Genomic DNA, 17,910 nt, shown 5'->3' on the forward strand with positions numbered 1-17,910 from the left:
AGACTGCGGCGGCTGCCGCGTTTTCAAATCGGACGCTACTTAAAGTTCCGGCTGTCCTTGATCTGATCCCAGGCCCACACAACCTCTTGCAACTGTTCTTCCTGAGACCGGTCGCCGCCATTCATGTCCGGGTGAAGCACCTTGATCAGTTTTTTGTACGCCTTGCGCACCTCGGCCTTGGTCCAGCTGTCATTGGCTTCCAGAATCTCAATCGCGCGACGTTCGGTCGGGGGCAGGCGGCGACCGCCACCGCCCGAGGTGCGGCCCTTGTTCTGCGTGCTGTTCGCGCCCAAAACCTGATGCGGGTCCTCGATGCCCAGACGGGCCCAAGCGCGGGCCTCGGGGTCGCCCATCGGCTTGGTTTCGCGCTCCCAGACCTTGTCCTTCGAGCGTTGCGCGTTCAGTTCAGCCTCGGTCGTGCCGTCGAAGAAGTTCCATTTCTGGTTATATTCGCGCACGTGTTGCTGGCAGAACCAAAAAAAGTCGTCCAAGACGTCAGGTGCCTTGGGCGCGCGGAATTTGCCCGCCTCTTCGCAGCCTTCGTGATCACAGATTCGGACCGAGGTTTCAGACGCGCCCGACATGCCCCGACGCCCGCGCGGGTTCTTTTTCTTGGCGCTGGAAACGGACATATCGAATCCAAAGGGGTCTGACTTGGCCATATACTGATCCTCACGAACGTGTCTTTTCGACTCGGAGGCAGCAGTTTAATCTAAGCAGCCGAAAGTAGAAGAGGGGGGCGGCAAAAATTTTGCCGCTGAGCAGAAAAATGACCGTGACTGATGAAATCCGCGACCGCCTGCAAGCTGCCTTTGATCCGCGCGAGTTGGAGGTGATTGATGACAGCGAAAGCCATCGCGGTCACGCAGGGTATCAGGACGGCGGAGAGAGCCATTTCAACGTGCGCATTCGTGCTGCGGCGTTCGAGGGCCAGTCCCGCGTCGCCCGCCACCGGGCGGTTCACAAGGCGCTGGGCGATATTGTTCCTCGGATACATGCGTTGGCACTGGATATCGATGATTGACGTCTAATCTGGTGCCGTCGCACCTTAACGGGGCCGGTGGGTTCGGCCCCGTTTGCGAAGCACTTTTTTCCAGCCTCAGAACTCGAGCTTCGTGTTGAAAAACGAACCCGGTCGCTCAACGCTCAGGCTGATGGAGCGTTGACCTCGTGCAATCGCCGCATTGACGCGCTCGCTCAACTCCGTGAGGTTTTTGACCGGCGCGTTATCCGCACGATAGATGATGTCGCCATCCCGCAACCACCCGGTTTTGTAGGCCGCGCTGTTGGTATCCACCGATTGCAGCTTTAATGGGCCGTCCGAGTTTATGTTGGCCGTCATGCCAAGATAGACACCTAGTTCCGGTGGCGTGGTGTCCTTTTTCATCTTGCTTTCAATCAGTGCGATTTTCTTGACGACCAGCTCTTCGAATTCTGGATCGGTTTTCAGATTTCGGCTATGGCAGGTGATGTTCAGACCCTTCAACTCGGTCTGCTCTTTTTCGGGAAGGGCGTCATAGTCGACAGTCAGAACACTGGGATAAGCGTATGAATGGCGCTCAGGTGCAACAGAAAGCTCGGCCGCGGTTGCGTAACAGGTGCATGTGAACAGTGCTGTACTCTGAGAGTGGGCATAGCGAGAGATCAGATCGGGAATGCACTGCAAAATATAGTCCTCCCACTTTGTCAGATCTGCCTCCAGCTTGGGCGACGCGGCGAAACCGGGGTCCGGCAACGTGGCGGGCACCGAACTTACGTCAATCGTCACATTGGAGTCGGAAAGCCCTGGGTTCATCATGATCGAAACAGGAACCTGCGCGCTTGGACCTTGCGGGCAGGTTCGGGACAACTCGCTCTGGCTGAGAGTGCCGCGGCCAAAGTCGCTGCCGTCCTTGGTTACGCAAACCTCGGTGATTGCGGGTGGCGGACCCCAGCGGTTGAACTGACGGCTGGGAGTATATTTGAAAGGCTTGAAGCCGTCATTCACACCGACCGAAAAGACCAGTCCACCCCAGTGATCGGTGATGCGCCCGGCATAACCGCATTTTCCGGCCGGGAACTTGAGCCATCCCTGCACCCTCCAGACCAAATTGCCCTGATGCCGATATTGCTTGAACAATGCAGCCCTAAACGGGTTTTCCGACCGGTTGCATATAGTTATCGAAACATCCGCCGCCTGAACCTGTGTCACACTCAAACTCAAGGCCAGACCAAGGCACACCAACAACAATCTCGACACAATAATTCTCCTAAGGCTGACCAACTGAAACTCAAAAATGTCTTGCAGTCATGTAATAGGAAAAACCCGCGCCTGACAATTTTGTGCGGATTACATTTTCTGTCAGTTTTGGGCCGCGTTCGGAGGCTCCCGTAACGCGGCTCGACGCTGTATCATCCATCCATCTGAGCCGATGGGGTGGATTTCGAGATATCGCGCTCCTCTTCCGTCATCTCTTCCTCAATCCCTTCAAACAGCGGGGTCGACAGGTACCGCTCGCCCGTGTCGGGCAGCATGACCAGCATGACCGAGCCTTCGGGCGCGTCTTCGGCCAGTTTCATCGCCACCGCAAAGGTCGATCCGCCTGAGATTCCGGTGAAGATGCCTTCTTCCGCAGCCAGACGGCGGGACCAGGCGATGCCCTTGGGGCCGGGAACGGGGATCATTTCATCGTAGTAGGCATTGTCGATTGCCTCTTGCAGCACCCACGGGATGAAATCCGGCGTCCAGCCCTGAATCGGGTGGGGTTCGAAATTGGGGTGGCTTTCGGTGGGTTGATGCGCGTCGTTACGCGTGTTGGTGTAGCCCGACGACACGATGGCGGCGTTGGCGGGTTCCGTCAGGATGATCTTGGTGTCCGGGCGCTCTTTCCGAAGAACGCGCGCGACGCCTGACACAGTCCCGCCCGTCCCATAGCCGGTGACCCAATAGTCGAGCTTACCGCCATCGAAATCGGCAAGGATTTCCTGCGCCGTGGTGGCTTCGTGAATATCCGCATTTGCGGCTGTTTCGAACTGGCTGGCAAGGAACCAGCCATTCTGCTCGGCCAATTCCTTGGCCTTGGTGTACATGCCAAAGCCCTTTTGCGCCCGTGGGGTCAGTAAGACCTTTGCGCCCAGAAACCGCATCAGCTTGCGACGTTCGACGGAAAAACTGTCGGCCATGGTCACCACCAGCGGATAGCCCTTGGCGGCACACACCATCGCCAGCCCGATCCCGGTGTTGCCCGAGGTCGCCTCGACCACCGTTTGACCGGGTTTCAGGGACCCGTCCCGTTCCGCCGCTTCGATGATATTGAGCGCCAGCCGGTCCTTGACCGAGCCTGCTGGGTTAAAAGCCTCGAACTTAACATAGACTGTCACGTGGTCCGGTGCGATCCGGTTAACGCGGATACAGGGCGTATCGCCGACCGTGTCCAGAATACTGTCATACAGGCGCTTGCGCCCGTGTGTCTGCCGAATTGCCATTTCAAAGCCCCCCTTTGTTGCCTCGTTAACATGCCACAGAGGGGGAGAAATTGATAAGACTCTTTACCGCGGGCGAGGGGCGCGGCATGACACAAGCCCAAAAGGGCCCGCTTTCGCCTAGGGCTTTTCAGGCTCTTCCGTGCTGTCCTCGGGCGTTTTCAGCGTCAAAGGCGGCTCCTTCGCCTCTTCCGCAATCGGCTCGGGGGCCTGAACCGCCTCGGGGCCCGGAACCGGCTGGGCCAGCGGCACGCCCTCGGGCGTTTCTGTGGGCGTTGGGGTGGGGACTACCGCCTGTTCCACCGCGCGCCGGAACACCAGCACATTGCGCCAGTTCGTGGTTGATCCGGTCAGGCCCGAGCGCTCCTCGCTCGGCAGCAACTCAGCCCGCTGGTACTCCCAGCCGTCCTGTCCCATCTGGTTCAGCACCTGCTCGACCGAGGCGGCGAACCGGCCCTCGGCGGTTTTCACACCCTTGGCCTTGACCACTTTTTGCGGGGCGGGGACGACCTTGTATTCGTAGCGCTGCATCAACTGATCCTTAGTGCCTGTTGCCGCCAACTTAACAGGTTGATCCCGGTGGGAAAGAGACCTTGGCCCACCGGCACATTTCAGCCCTTGGTCTGCGCCGCTTTGGCCACAACCGAGAGGCACAGTTCGGTCGCCTGTGCCATGTCCTGCACCGAGATCCACTCCAGCGGCCCGTGAATGCACTGCATCCCGGTGAAGAGGTTGGGGCAGGGGGTGCCGAACTCGGTCAGGCGCGAACCGTCGGTGCCGCCGCGGATCGGGACGGACAGCGGTTCGATCCCCAACTCGCGGCAGGCGTCGCGGGCCAGGTCGACCGGGGTCATGTCCTTTTCTAGCCAATAGCGCATGTTGCGGTACTGGTGGCTTATGTCACAGGTGATTTGCGCGCGCGGTTCGGTGGCCTGCACGGCGTCGCAGACCTGACGCACGATGTTGCGCTGTGCCTCCAGCCCGTCCATCTCGAAATCGCGCAGGATCAGCTTGATCTCCATCTCTGACGACCCGCCGCTCATGTCGGTGACGTGGATGAACCCCTGGCGATCATCGGTAGTCTCGGGCGTCATGGTGGCCTGCGGCAGCGTCTGCACGATTTTCGCCGCCAGATGCGCTGCGTTCACCATCTTGTCCTTGGCCAGTCCGGGGTGGATCGAGACGCCTTTGACCCGGATCACCGCCTGATCGGCCGAGAAGCTTTCATATTCGATCTCACCCACTTCCTGACCGTCCAGCGTAAAGGCGAAATCCGCGCCGAGGTCTTTCGGCAGTTGCTCCGTCACGCCGCGCCCGATCTCTTCATCCGGAGTGAAGGCGATGCGGATCGGGCCGTGGGGGATGTCTTTGTTTTCCAGCAGGTGTCGCGCCATTGTCATCAGGATCGACACGCCCGCCTTGTCATCTGCACCCAGCAGGGTGGTGCCCGAGGCGGTGATCAGATCATGGCCGATCTTCTCGGCCAGATAGGGGTGTTCCTCGGGCGACAGAACCAGATCGGGATCGTCGGGGAAGGTGATATCGCCGCCGTTATACCCTTTGATGACCCTTGGCTTGACGCCGGTTGCGTTGAACTGAGGCGCGGTGTCCACATGGGCCAGAAAGCCGACCGTTGGCCCCTCAGCCGTGCCTGGGATTGTCGCTACGACAACGCTGTCGCCAGTCAGTTCAACGTCCTGCGCGCCAATCCCGGTCAACTCATCGCGCAGCAGGTTCAGCATGTCGAACTGAATGTCGCTGCTGGGGGTCGAGGGCGACGTCTCATCGCTTTGGCTGTCGATGGCCGCATAGCGCATCAGCCGGGTTTCGAGTTCCTGATCAAATCTGTTCTGCATGGCACCTTACCTCTCTGGTGCCGAAGAAAGAGCGGAAACAAAAACGGAGTCAAGCCGATGGCCTGACCCCGTTCTGTTTGGGCAGCCGGGGACTTACGATCCCAGCTTTTTGCTCACCAATTCGTTCACGGCCTTGGGATTGGCCTTGCCACCGGTCGCCTTCATCACCTGACCGACAAACCAGCCCGCCAGTTTCGGGTTCACCTTGGCCTTTTCGACCTGCGCCGGGTTTGCGGCAATGATCTCATCCAAAGCGGCCTCGATAGCGCCGGTGTCGGTCACCTGTTTCATGCCGCGCTCTTCGACGATCTGCGCCGGATCACCGCCTTCGGTATAGACGATTTCAAACAGGTCCTTGGCGATTTTGCCCGAGATGGCATCCGAGGCGATCAGGTCGATGATCCCACCCAATTGCGCCGGAGACACGGGCGAGTCGGTGATGTCGTGGTCTTCTTTCTTCAAGCGGCCAAACAACTCGTTGATGACCCAATTCGCAGCCAGCTTGCCGTTGCGGCCTTTGGCGACGTCTTCGAAGTAAGCAGCGCTTTCGACCTCGGCGGTCAGGACCGAGGCGTCATAGTCGGTCAGGCCGAACGCTTCGATGAACCGCGCCTTTTTCTCGTCGGGCAGTTCAGGCAGCTTGGCGGCGATGTCATCGACCCATGCTTGCTCGATTTCCAGCGGCAGCAGGTCGGGGTCGGGGAAATAGCGGTAATCATGCGCTTCTTCTTTGGAGCGCATCGACCGCGTTTCGCCCTTGTCCGGATCGTACAGGCGGGTTTCCTGATCAACCGTGCCACCACCTTCGACAATGGCGATCTGACGACGTGCTTCGACCTCAATCGCCTGCTGGATAAAGCGCATCGAGTTCATGTTCTTGATCTCGCAGCGCGTGCCCAGATGCGAAAAGTCCTGTGTTTCCTGATACTTCTCATACGCGCCCGGCAAACAGATCGAGACGTTCACGTCCGCCCGCAGGTTGCCGTTTTGCATGTTGCCGTCGCAAGTGCCCAGATACCGCATGATCTGGCGCAGCTTGGCGATATAGGCGGCAGCCTCTTCCGGCCCGCGAATATCGGGGCGGCTGACGATCTCCATCAGGCAAACACCGGTGCGGTTCAGGTCAACAAAGGACATATGCGGGTCCATGTCGTGGATCGATTTGCCCGCATCCTGTTCCATGTGAATGCGCTCGATCCGGACCATGCGTGCGGTGCCGTCGCCCATCTCGACCAACACTTCGCCTTCGCCCACGATGGGGTGATACAGCTGAGAAATCTGGTAGCCCTGCGGCAGGTCGGGATAGAAATAGTTCTTGCGGTCAAAAGCCGATTTCAGGTTGATGTCCGCCTTCAGTCCCAGCCCGGTGCGCACAGCCTGTTCCACGCAATACTCGTTGATCACTGGCAGCATTCCCGGCATCGCCGCATCAACGAACGCCACATTTGAATTCGGCTCGGCCCCGAATTGGGTCGAAGCGCCTGAAAACAGCTTGGCATTGGATGAGACCTGAGCGTGCACCTCCATCCCGATCACCAGTTCCCAATCGTGCTTGGCCCCGGCAATGGTTTTGACTTTGGGCATGTCGTAGGTCAGGTCGAGCATGGCGCGCCTCATATCCGCAGAAATCTAAGCCTGCGTATTAGGCGCGCCGCGCCAAAGGGGCAAGGGGGAATCAGTGCTGCGACAGGCGCAGGCCCGCAGGGGTAAAGGTCACATCCATCCCGCTGTGCAACTCGTCACGGAACAGATCGCCAATGGCCCGCAAAGCGCAGCGGTGCCCACGGGCGGCAAAACGCTCGGGCGAGTTGATGCGCAGGCTGTTGTTGAACCCGTTGGCCGCATGGGCCCAGATCAGCGGGTAGAGCTCGGTCAGGTGATCGCGGATCAGCCAGTTTGCTGCCTCGCGCATCTGGGCGCGGACCGCGTTGGCTTGCGGGCTCAGGCCGGTGCCGTTCTGCATCGTGATCGCGCAATAGGCCGAAAGGGTGTTGATCATCGGCTGATCGGGGCGCAGCCGCACGATGTCGTGCAGACCTTCGAGGAAATACTCGACATCCAGCCGCGCGCAGGCGTCTTCGTCCAGTGCGATGGCGTCGAACTGAACCCAGGTATAGCCGCCCGCGCCCCAGATCTTCTGTGTCCGGGCCGCGTTGCGCAGGGCCTGAATTTCCAGTTCCTCATAGCTGCCGAACCAACGCGGCAGCAGATGGCTGCCCATGGCACGCATATGGCGTTGGTTGTTCGGGTCCAGATCGATCAGACGTTCATATTCATCCCCGACCCGAGCCGAGGTCTTGCGCTGACCCGCCAGCAGCGAACAACCGGCGGCTGCGATCAGCGGGCTGTCCGGCGCGGCCTCGCGGCATTTGGGCAAGATCGCTGCGGCGCGGTCAAAATGCGCCGCGCAGCGCGAGCAATGAAGCGGCGGCAGGGCGCTGTCAGACGCGTTTCCGCGCCATGCCCAGGCAAGATCGATATGCGACAGGGCGACTACGGCAGACATCATCGGGTCATCGGGACGTTCCGCCATCTCGCCTTCCAGTTCCGAGATACCGCCCAGCAGGTCATAATCAGAGATCGCCTTGCCATCGGACAGGGCATGTTCTGCGGCCATCACAACGTCTGAGCGTGCACCAAAGGCCAGCAGATCGGCGATGGGCATGCCATCCGGGGCAGCCTCGCGCGCTGCATCCGCGTTGCGCATTTCCGAAGACAGTTCTTCCCAGCGGTCCTGGCGCGCCAGATAGCGGCCATGTTCGATGGTGGAGTGACTCAGCAGATCGCCGGATTCGGATTTCGCGACGGGGATATTGATCTGTCCCTGATCGGGCAGGGCGGCGGCCAAGGCGGCCTCGGTCGCGCAGATTTCCGATGTGGGTTGCGTGGAAGAAGCTGATAATCTGGCTGAAAGCGCCTGAAAAACCCGGAACATGGTGAAACTCGAAACTGAAAAACTGGTAACTTAGATGTAAACTTTGGCCGCTATCCCCGTCCAAATCAAGTTAAATACGGGAGATTGCGCAAAAATGCGGGCCAATGTTGCGGACCCGAGGGGGATCGTTTCAGAAAACAGTGAAATGATGCCGTTTGACGCGAAAGCCCGCCTGCTGCAGCACATCTTCGAACGCACGGTGGGGGGGAATCGACTCGTCCGGAAGGCGAACGCGCTTTCCGTTGGTCAGAACCATCGAAACGCGGACCGAGAAATCCCAGCGGGTGTCGAAGCGGAAGAAATCCACGTCGCTCAGGTCGATCTGACCCTGCCGTTTGCCGGAAAACCAGTGCAGCTGCTCCTTATCCAGTTGCAGCCCCGCGCTGCTGTCCTGAAATACGTCCCACACCGCAGGCAGAGTGGTCAGGGCCAGCGCCCCGACAATCCACCATGCGGCGTTAAACAGGATCATCAGCGCCAGCAGGGCGGCATAGACCCCGATCAGGATGAACACGGTGCGCGAATTCCTGTGGTGGCGCGTGAACGTGTAGGGGGTCATGCGCCGAGGATACGGGACACCATCTCGGTCGTGTCGCGCGACAGGTTTGGTGTTTCCGCGATACGCGTGAGTTGCGCGCGCATCAGGTCTTGCCGCCCAGCGTCATAGCGTTTCCAGGTTTGGAAGGCCGAACACATCCGCGCAGTGGTCTGCGGGTTCACCGGGTCCAGCCGGATCAGCCAGTCGGCCAGCACCTGATAGCCCGCGCCATCCGCCTGATGGAACCCGGCGTGGTTCATTGCCAGCCCGCCCATCACAGCCCGGAAGCGGTTGGGGTTTTTCCAGTTAAAATCGCGGTGTTCGGTCAGGCGGTGCGCGGTTTCTGGCGTCGCCTCGGGCGCGGCCATTGCGACCTGCAGTCCGAACCATTTGTCCATGACAAGCCGGTCATGTTGCCACTGATCGTAGAATGCGGCCAGTTCCGCCTCGCCCTTGCGGGCCCGCAGCAGGCAGGACAGGGCGGTCAGTTGCAGGGTCATGTTGTTGGCCTTGGCATAAGCCTCGACCGCCATCGCCCCGCCATCCAGCCGCGAGGTCAGGGCCAGCGCCGCGCTGCCCAAGGCGCGTTTGCCCGATTGGTCGGCGTCGGGCGCGTAGGGGGCTTCGACCAACGCCTCGCTATGCAGCCTTGGCAGCAGGTCCTGCATGTGCTGCGCGGTTGCCTGTCGCAAAGTCTCCACGGCGGTCCAGATCGCCATTGGGTCGGGCGTGGTGCCCCCTTCGTGCAGGGCCGCGGCCAGTTCCGATTGGGTCGGCAGACCCAGCATCAAAGCACGATAGGCCGGGTCCAGCGTCGCATCGCGCAGAACCGCCAGCAGGCCGTCCAGATATTCGGCGTCCGGGGCGGCCTCATCCGTGATCATGCGCAGTAACGTGTCCTGCGCCAGCGACCGTCCGGCCTGCCAGCGGTTGAACGGATCGGTGTCATGGGCAAGCAGGAACGCACGTTCGGCGTTTGAGGGTGCGTGTTCAAGGATCACCGGGGCCGAGAATTCCCGCAGGATCGAGGGCACGGGTTTGGCGGCCAACCCGGTGAAGGTGAAGCTCTGCTGCGCCTCGGTCAGTTCCAGCACTTGCGTTTCGCGCACCTCATCCCCGTTGGAGCCCAGCAGGCCAACGGCGACCGGGATCACCTGCGGCTGCTTGCTGTCCTGACCGGGCGTAGGCTCAGTGCGCTGGCCAAGGGTCAGGGTGTAGGTGCCATCGACCCAATCCTCGGACACCGTCACCCGAGGGGTGCCGGATTGGCTGTACCAGCGCATGAACTGGCTCAGATCGCGGCCTGTCGTGTCCTCGAACACCTGTATCCAGTCCTCGATGGTGCAGGCCTGCCCGTCATGGCGGTCGAAATAGAGGTCCAGCGCCTTGCCATAAGCCTCATCCCCGACCAGACGTTTCAGCATACCGATCACCTCGGCACCTTTCTCGTAGACGGTTGCGGTGTAGAAGTTGTTGATCTCCTGAAAGCTTTCGGGCCGCACCGGGTGGGACAGTGGGCCATTGTCTTCGGGGAACTGACGTGCGCGCAGGTCGATGGCGTCGTGAATACGTTTGACCGGCGCTGAGCGCACGTCGGATGTGAACTGCGCGTCGCGGAAGACGGTCAGCCCCTCTTTCAGGCAAAGTTGGAACCAGTCGCGACAGGTGATGCGGTTGCCGGTCCAGTTGTGGAAATACTCATGCGCTATGATCGCTTCGATCCGTTCGAAATTGGCATCGGTCGAGGTCTCGGGGCTGGCCAGCACAGCCGAGGAGTTGAAGATGTTCAGCCCCTTGTTTTCCATCGCGCCCATGTTGAAATCGTCGACGGCCACGATGTTGAACACGTTCAGATCGTATTCGCGGCCATAGACGTCTTCGTCCCATTTCATCGACTTCTTCAGGGCTTCCATGCCAAAGGCGCATTTGCCTTCGTCACCGGGGCGGACCCAGAGATTCAGTTCGACCTCGCGCCCCGACTTGGTGGTGAACTGGCCGGGATGGGCAAGCAGCTCGCCTGCGACCAGTGCGAAAAGGTAGGCGGGTTTGGGCCATGGGTCAGTCCACTCGGCCCAGCCATCGCCCTTGCCCGAGGGGTTGCCGTTCGACAGCAGCACCGGCAGATCGCCGTTGATGCGCACGGTGAAGGTGGACATCACATCGGGGCGGTCGGGGTAATAAGTGATCTTGCGGAACCCTTCAGCCTCACACTGGGTGCAATACATGCCGTTCGACATATAAAGCCCTTCGAGTGCCGTGTTGTTGCCGGGATCGATTTCGACTTCGGCCTCCCAAACAAAGGGCGCGTCGGGCACACCGACAGTCAGGCCTTTGTCGGTGACATCCGGCGTGATCTCGGCCCCGTCAATCGACGCACGGATCAGGGTCAGGTCTTCGCCATGCAGGAAGAATGTCTTGTCGGTCGCCTCGGGGTTGGGTCGGAAAGCGATGCGCGAGATGACGCGCGTGGCATGGGCGGCCAGATCGAAAGTCAGATGCACGCTGTCCACCAGATAGCCAAAGGGCGTGTAGTCTTTCAGATAGATCGTTGTGGGGGCAGCGTCGCGCATCGGGGGCCTCGCATCGGTTGGGGTTTGGCGCGACGTTATGGGGATCGGGGCAGGGCTGCAACCGTCAGAACGTACGCGACTTTGGTAATATTTTTTGACCAAATATAAGGCGGCAATGTTGCCTATCGGAAACTTTCGTCCTAACTGATGAGCGCATACAATCGCACACAAAGCGGGAGAATCGGAACATGAGCGGCAGAATAAGCCGGAACGGGCTGCAGATTGCTGAGGAACTGGTGGATTTCATCGACACGCGGGCCTTGCCGGAAACCGGTGTGTCATCCGAGGCATTCTGGGCGGGGCTTGCCCGCATGGTGGAAGAGCTGGGGCCGAAAAACCGCGAATTTCTGAGCAAACGTGCAGATATCCAAAGCCGCGTCGATGCCTGGCACGAGTCTCTCAAAGGGCAGGCGCATGATGACGCTGCCTACAAGGCTTTCCTGCAAGAGATCGGTTATCTGGTCGACGAAGGCCCGGATTTTCAGATCGAGACCGCAAATGTCGACCCCGAGATTGCGCTGACGCCCGGACCTCAGTTGGTGGTGCCGATCACCAATGCCCGCTTTGCGCTCAACGCCGCCAATGCGCGGTGGGGCAGTCTGTATGACGCGCTATATGGCACCGATGCAATGGGCGATTTGCCCGATGCGGGTGGGTATGATCAAGCGCGCGGCGCGAGGGTGATCGCGTGGGCGAAAGCGTTTCTGGACGATGCTGTACCGCTGGCCCAAGGGTCTTGGGCGGACGTTTCTAATGTGAGCGTTACAGACGGCGTGCTCAGCCCGGCTCTGGCCGATCCGGCGGCCTTTGCAGGCTTTGGCGGTGCGGCTGAAAACCCGGACTTCGTGCTGCTTAAGAACAACGGTCTGCATATCCAGATCATGATCGACCCCAGCAGCGATATCGGTGCCTCGGACCTGGCAGGCATCTCAGATGTACGTTTGGAATCTGCCCTGTCCACCATCATGGACTGCGAGGATTCCGTGGCATGCGTCGATGCCGCTGACAAGGTGGTGGCCTATGACAATTGGCTGGGCCTGATGCGCGGCGATCTGGCCGAAGAGGTCACGAAGGGCGGCAAAACCTTCACCCGCAAGCTGGCAGGCGACGTGGCCTATACCACCGCTGGCGGTGAACAGGCCACGCTGAAGGGACGCTCTCTGATGCTGATCCGCAATGTGGGCCACCTGATGACCAACCCCGCCGTTCTGGACGGGCAAGGCAATGAGATCGGTGAGGGGCTGATGGATGCGCTCTGCACCACGCTGATCGCGATGCATGATCTGAAACGTGCGGGCGGCAACTCGGTCGAGGGATCGGTCTATGTGGTCAAGCCCAAGATGCATGGCCCCGACGAGGTCGCGTTCTCGGTCGAAATCTTCGACATGGTCGAAGAAATTCTGGGCCTGCCGCGCAACACCGTGAAACTGGGTATCATGGATGAGGAGCGTCGAACCTCGGTCAACCTGAAAGAGTGCATCCGGGCGGCGAAATCGCGTGTGGCCTTTATCAACACCGGGTTCCTGGACCGGACCGGTGATGAGATTCATACCTCGATGGAAGCCGGGCCGATGCTGCCGAAGGGCGACATCAAGAACACGCCGTGGATCGCGTCCTACGAGGATCGCAATGTCGATATCGGTCTGGCCTGCGGGCTGAAAGGCAAGGCGCAGATCGGCAAGGGCATGTGGGCCATGCCGGACCGGATGGGCGATATGCTCGAGGCCAAGATCGGCCACCCGATGGCAGGCGCGACCTGCGCATGGGTACCGTCGCCGACCGCTGCAACCCTGCACGCGACGCATTATCACAAGGTGGACGTGCTGGCCCGTCAGGACGAGCTTGCCGCCGGTGGCGCACGCGGCACGTTGGCGGATTTGCTGACCATTCCGCTACTGGGTGGGCGCAACCTTGGGGACGAGGAAATCGCGCGGGAAATTGAAAACAATGCGCAGGGTATTCTTGGCTATGTCGTGCGCTGGGTCGATCAGGGTGTTGGTTGCTCGAAAGTGCCCGATATCAACGACATCGGCCTGATGGAGGATCGTGCCACCTGCCGGATCTCCTCGCAGGCGCTGGCCAACTGGCTGCATCACGGCATCGTTGATGAGGCGCAAGTGATGGCCGCGATGCAAAAGATGGCCGCCGTTGTGGATCAGCAGAATGCGGGCGATCCGGGGTACATGCCAATGGCCCCTGCCTTTGACGGCATCGCTTTTCAGGCGGCCTGTGATCTGGTGTTCAAGGGGCGGGTTCAGCCCTCGGGCTATACCGAGCCGGTATTGCACGCGCGCAGGCTGGAACTGAAGGCAAGCGATCAACCGGCAGACCAAAAGGTCAGTGCGTAACGCCGACATCAACCACTCCGGCAAGAGGAAGCCCATATGACAGTGTCACTGCGCAAGGCGCGAACAATCATCCGGAAAGCCCTTGAAAAAGGACGAGAGATGGAGCTGAAACCCTTGTCCGTCGTCGTTTTGGACGCAGGGGGCCATGTGATTGCGTTCGAGCGAGAGGACGGGGCAGCGCCCGGTCGGTTCGCGATTGCGCAGGGCAAAGCTTACGGCTCGGTCATGTTGGGCATGGCAGGCACCGCGCAGATGCAACGGGCCGAGGCTCAGTCCTATTTCATGGCCTGCGTGAACGGTGTCTATGGCGGTCAGGTGGTGCCGGTGCCGGGGGGCGTTTTGTTGCGCAACCGCAAGGGCGACATTATCGGTGCCGTGGGCGTGACCGGAGACACATCCGACAACGACGCGATTGCGGCAATGACCGGAATTGAGGCAGCTGGCCTGGCAGGTGAGATTTAATCTCTGACCGCCTATTGCGGGAAGGTTTCCTAAGTTTTCGATGAAATTAGGAACTATTTTCCGAAATTGAGCGCGAATTTAGAACGATGCGTGCAAATTCGAACACATTCCTGCGCTATGGCGCAGGGCGTGTTCTGTTGCACGTTCCCGACTCTGCAGATAGCTTTCTTGCTAATCAAGTTAACTGCAAGGAAAGCGGAATGGCTCGGCCCGTCGTCGGAATTATCGGCAACTCTTACCTGATGAACGATCAGTATCCGACGCATGCGGGCGGAACGATGAATTCGGATGCGGTGGCCAACGTGTCCGGATGCCTGCCGCTGCTGATCCCGGCCGATCCGCGTTACGTCTCGGTCGATGAGTTGCTTGAGGTCTGCGACGGCTTCCTGCTGACAGGCGGGCGGCCCAATGTGCACCCCGAGGAATACGGCGAAACCGCCACCGACGCGCATGGCGATTTCGACCGGGCGCGCGATGCGATCACGCTGCCGCTGGTCCGGGCCTGTGTTGAGCGTGGCCAGCCCTTCATGGGCATTTGCCGCGGCTTTCAGGAGGTCAACGTGGCGATGGGCGGGACGCTCTATCCCGAAATCCGGGACCTTCCGGGCCGGATGAACCACCGCATGCCCCCCGATGGCACGCTGGAGGAAAAATTTGCCCTGCGCCACGTGGTGTCGCTGACCGACGGTGGCGTGTTCCACCAGTTGTTCGGCGCATCCGAGGTGATGACCAACACCCTGCACGGGCAGGGTATCAAGACCATCGGCCAGCGCATTGTGATTGACGGCCACGCGCCCGACGGCACGCCCGAGGCGATGTATATCAAGGGTGCGCCCGGCTTCACCTTGTCGGTGCAGTGGCACCCCGAATGGGACGCGATCAACGACCCGGTTTCACGCCCGCTGTTCGAGGCGTTTGGTGAGGCCGTCCGGGCGTGGTCAACGGGGTCTGGCGCGCGTTTTCTGCAGCAAACCGCGTAGCTTAGGCACCGACCCGACCGATGTTCCGGTGCGTCGTGATCAGACCAGCAGGTTGAACTGGTGGCTGAGCGGCAGGCTGCGGGCGCGTTCTCCGGTCAGATCAAACAGCGCATTGCCAAGCGCGGGCATGGAGGGGGGCGTGCCGGGCTCACCTGCGCCGCCCATATGGCGGTTGGTCTCAAGAACGCGCACCTCGACCTGCGGGGCGGTGTGCATGCGCAGCGCGTCATAGTCGGGGAAGTTGAACTGCTCGACCTCGCCTTCGGCAAAGGTGATCTCGCCGTAGCAGGCCGCTGACAGGCCGTACATCATGCCGCCGAACATCTGGGCTTTGACGTTTTCCGGGTCCAGCGCGATCCCCATGTCGCAGGCAATCCACGCTTTGCTGATGCGGATGGTGCCGTCTTCGTCCACAACCTCGATCACCTGCGCGACGGGCGTGCCGAAGCTGTAGGTGAACGCAACGCCGCGTCCGACGCCATCGGGGGTCTTGCCCGTCCAGCCGGACATGTCGCGGACGGCCTCAAGACACCCGGCAGAGGGCGCATGTTCGGATTTCATCAACTCCAGCCGGAATTCAAGCGGGTCGCGGGCTGCGGCATGGGCCATCTCGTCCATGAACGTCTCATGGAAGAACCCGTTGTGGCTGTTGCCGACCGAGCGCCAGAACCCGACCGGGACGGCCAGATCGGCGATATGGCCGCTCATGCGGTAATTGGGCACGGCGTAGGGCTGGTTGAAGAACCCTTCGACCAGCACCTTGTCCGGACCCGCGCCGGGCAGGCCGGTGTAGCGCGTCACGGCTTGTTGGGTGCAGGATTGCGATGCAACCTTGCCGTCGATCAGAACCGCCTTGCCGTCCCGCACCGCGCCGCGCATCCGGGCGATTGCGCCGGGGCGGTAGAAGTCATGGCGCATGTCTTCCTCGCGGCTCCAGGTCGTCTGAACCGGCGTGCCGGGGACGGCCATTGCAACCTTGGTGGCAATCTCGCCAAAGTCCAGCTCTCCGCGACGGCCAAAACCACCGCCTAGATAAGTGGTGTGGATCTGCACCGCCTCGGTGTCCAAACCGGCGGTATTGGCAACCCGGAACTGGATCAGGGTTGGGGCCTGATTGCCGCACCACAGTTCCAGCGCCTCGCCAGTGTACAGCGCGGTTGCGTTCATCGGCTCCATCGTGGCGTGGGCCAGATAGGGCGCCTGGTATTCGGCGGTAATCTCGGTCGCGCCGTCGGGCGTGACACTGACGTCGCCATCATCGCGCATGGTTGAATTGGGCGCGTCGTCAAAGGCCTCGGCAATCTTTGCGAAGATTGCGTCGGTCTCGGGTGGGTAGGGGGCATCGCCCCAGTCGACCTCGATTGCCTCGACCGCCTGATTGGCCAGCCAAGTGTTGGAGGCGATGACCGCGACACCGGTGCCCAGATCGACGATTTTCTCGACGCCGGGCATGGTTTTGGCCGCGCTGTCATCAAAGCCGTTCAACGCACCACCCAGTTTCGGGTTCATGCGCACGCTGGCGAATTTCATGCCCGGCAGGCGGACATCCACGCCGAACTCGGCGGTGCCGGTGGCTTTTTCGACCATGTCCAGTCGCGGCTGCGTCTGGCCAAGATAGCGCCATTCCGACGGATCGCGCAGCGGGGCCTCGATGGGGTCAAGCAGCGCAACCTCGGTGGCAAGGTCGGTGTAAGCAATGCTGGTTCCATCGGGCGCGATCACATGGCCTGAGGCCGTTTTCAACTGATCCCGCTCAACCCCCAACCGATTGGCCGCCGCCTGTTTCAGCGTCTCACGGGCCGAGGCTCCGGCCTCGCGCATCCGCTCGAACCCGTCCTTCATCGAGGTCGAGCCGCCGGTGACCTGCAGGCTCAGAACCTTGCCGACCACACCCAGAGCATCCCCCAGATTGTGCTGGAAATCCGAGATGTCGTAGCCCTTGTTGGGCAAGCCTTCCCCCACAAGCGCCGAATTGTAATAGGCCGCAGCCGCAGGGCCGTGCAGAACAGTGATCTGGTCCAGATTCACATCCAGTTCCTCGGCAATCAGGGCGGCCCATGTGGTTTTGACGCCCTGACCCATTTCGGCGCGCGGCGCAAAGAGCGTGACGCCGTTCTGGTCAATCAGAACAAAGGGATTCAGCGCCGCCTCGCCTTCGCCGGGTTTTAGCGGATTCGGGGCCGGGCGGTTCACGTAATACACACCGAAAGCCACCCCGCCCGCGATCGCGGCAGAACCAATCAGGAAGGTGCGGCGCAGGATTTTACCGATACGAGCCATCGCTTACACCTTTTTCAGTTTTGAGGCCGCGTCATGGATCGCGGCGCGGATGCGCGGGTAGGTGCCGCAGCGGCACAGGTTGCCCTGCATGGCGTCGTCGATATCCGCATCCGATGGGCTGGGGTTTTCTGCCAGCAGCGCGGCGGCCTGCATGATCTGGCTGGACTGGCAATAGCCGCACTGTGCCACCTGGTGATCGACCCAGGCCTGCTGGATGGCCGCCATCGCGTCCGGAGTGCCAACGCCCTCGATCGTGGTCACATCCCCCCAGACATCTGACAGGGCGACCTGGCACGAGCGCACCGCCTCACCATCAATGTGAACCGTGCAGGCCCCGCAGGCGGCAACGCCGCAGCCGAATTTGGTGCCGGTCAGGCCGATCTCGTCCCGCAGCACCCAAAGCAGGGGAACATCGTCAGGCAGGTCTACCTGATGTTGCTTGCCGTTGATTTTCAGGCCCGTCGCCATGGCGCACCTCT

At 60.8% G+C, this 17,910-nt stretch carries 15 protein-coding genes; 4 read left to right on the plus strand and 11 right to left on the minus strand.

Translation table 11 applies throughout. From position 1 onward, the window contains the following. Positions 1–35: 35 nt before the first annotated feature. A complete protein-coding gene (locus ACR0JN_RS01570) occupies positions 36–662 on the minus strand; it encodes a J domain-containing protein (protein WP_480816540.1) in 627 nt (208 codons plus the stop codon). A 107-nt stretch (positions 663–769) separates the two neighbouring features. Between ACR0JN_RS01570 and ACR0JN_RS01575 the strand changes: the two genes are divergently transcribed. Further along, positions 770–1,024 (plus strand): BolA family protein, encoded by a 255-nt coding sequence (locus ACR0JN_RS01575; protein ID WP_480883711.1) that lies wholly within the window; start codon positions 770–772, stop codon positions 1,022–1,024. A 75-nt stretch (positions 1,025–1,099) separates the two neighbouring features. Here the strand turns inward: ACR0JN_RS01575 and ACR0JN_RS01580 are convergent, their stop codons facing one another. The 8 genes from ACR0JN_RS01580 to pepN form a co-directional block, all read right to left on the minus strand. Beyond that, entirely contained in the window at positions 1,100–1,987 is an 888-nt protein-coding gene (locus ACR0JN_RS01580; protein ID WP_480883713.1) for a PDZ domain-containing protein, read from the minus strand. Between the two features lie 404 nt (positions 1,988–2,391). After that, positions 2,392–3,465 carry a PLP-dependent cysteine synthase family protein gene (locus ACR0JN_RS01585; RefSeq protein ID WP_480883715.1) on the minus strand — a complete coding sequence of 358 codons (1,074 nt, stop codon included), beginning with the start codon at positions 3,463–3,465 and terminating at the stop codon, positions 2,392–2,394. A 117-nt stretch (positions 3,466–3,582) separates the two neighbouring features. Further along, entirely contained in the window at positions 3,583–3,993 is a 411-nt protein-coding gene (locus tag ACR0JN_RS01590) for a DUF4177 domain-containing protein (protein ID WP_480883717.1), read from the minus strand. 80 nt (positions 3,994–4,073) lie between these two features. Beyond that, entirely contained in the window at positions 4,074–5,318 is a 1,245-nt protein-coding gene (gene pepT / locus ACR0JN_RS01595) for a peptidase T (protein WP_480883719.1), read from the minus strand. A gap of 93 nt (positions 5,319–5,411) precedes the next feature. Next, positions 5,412–6,923, minus strand: coding sequence for an Asp-tRNA(Asn)/Glu-tRNA(Gln) amidotransferase subunit GatB (gatB, locus tag ACR0JN_RS01600; RefSeq protein WP_480883721.1), 1,512 nt, complete (start codon positions 6,921–6,923; stop codon positions 5,412–5,414). Between the two features lie 70 nt (positions 6,924–6,993). After that, positions 6,994–8,253 (minus strand): hypothetical protein, encoded by a 1,260-nt coding sequence (locus tag ACR0JN_RS01605; RefSeq protein WP_480883723.1) that lies wholly within the window; start codon positions 8,251–8,253, stop codon positions 6,994–6,996. A 130-nt stretch (positions 8,254–8,383) separates the two neighbouring features. After that, positions 8,384–8,812 (minus strand): hypothetical protein, encoded by a 429-nt coding sequence (locus tag ACR0JN_RS01610; protein ID WP_480883725.1) that lies wholly within the window; start codon positions 8,810–8,812, stop codon positions 8,384–8,386. Then, positions 8,809–11,361, minus strand: a complete 2,553-nt coding sequence (gene pepN / locus ACR0JN_RS01615) for an aminopeptidase N (protein WP_480883727.1) — start codon at positions 11,359–11,361, stop codon at positions 8,809–8,811. Before pepN ends, ACR0JN_RS01610 begins: the two co-directional genes overlap by 4 nt. Before the next feature lie 188 nt (positions 11,362–11,549). Between pepN and ACR0JN_RS01620 the strand changes: the two genes are divergently transcribed. The 3 genes from ACR0JN_RS01620 (at position 11,550) to ACR0JN_RS01630 (ending at position 15,151) form a co-directional block, all read left to right on the plus strand. Further along, positions 11,550–13,709, plus strand: coding sequence for a malate synthase G (locus tag ACR0JN_RS01620; RefSeq protein ID WP_480883729.1), 2,160 nt, complete (start codon positions 11,550–11,552; stop codon positions 13,707–13,709). 36 nt (positions 13,710–13,745) lie between these two features. Further along, positions 13,746–14,171 carry a GlcG/HbpS family heme-binding protein gene (locus tag ACR0JN_RS01625; RefSeq protein WP_480816529.1) on the plus strand — a complete coding sequence of 142 codons (426 nt, stop codon included), beginning with the start codon at positions 13,746–13,748 and terminating at the stop codon, positions 14,169–14,171. Positions 14,172–14,371: 200 nt separating this feature from the next. Further along, entirely contained in the window at positions 14,372–15,151 is a 780-nt protein-coding gene (locus ACR0JN_RS01630) for a gamma-glutamyl-gamma-aminobutyrate hydrolase family protein (RefSeq protein ID WP_480883731.1), read from the plus strand. Between the two features lie 39 nt (positions 15,152–15,190). Here ACR0JN_RS01630 and ACR0JN_RS01635 read toward each other — a convergent pair whose 3' ends face one another. Further along, entirely contained in the window at positions 15,191–17,431 is a 2,241-nt protein-coding gene (locus ACR0JN_RS01635) for a xanthine dehydrogenase family protein molybdopterin-binding subunit (RefSeq protein WP_480883733.1), read from the minus strand. Positions 17,432–17,434: 3 nt separating this feature from the next. Continuing rightward, a complete protein-coding gene (locus ACR0JN_RS01640; protein WP_480883735.1) occupies positions 17,435–17,899 on the minus strand; it encodes a (2Fe-2S)-binding protein in 465 nt (154 codons plus the stop codon). Positions 17,900–17,910: the final 11 nt, after the last annotated feature.

The organism is Ruegeria sp. G12 (genome assembly GCF_056533565.1).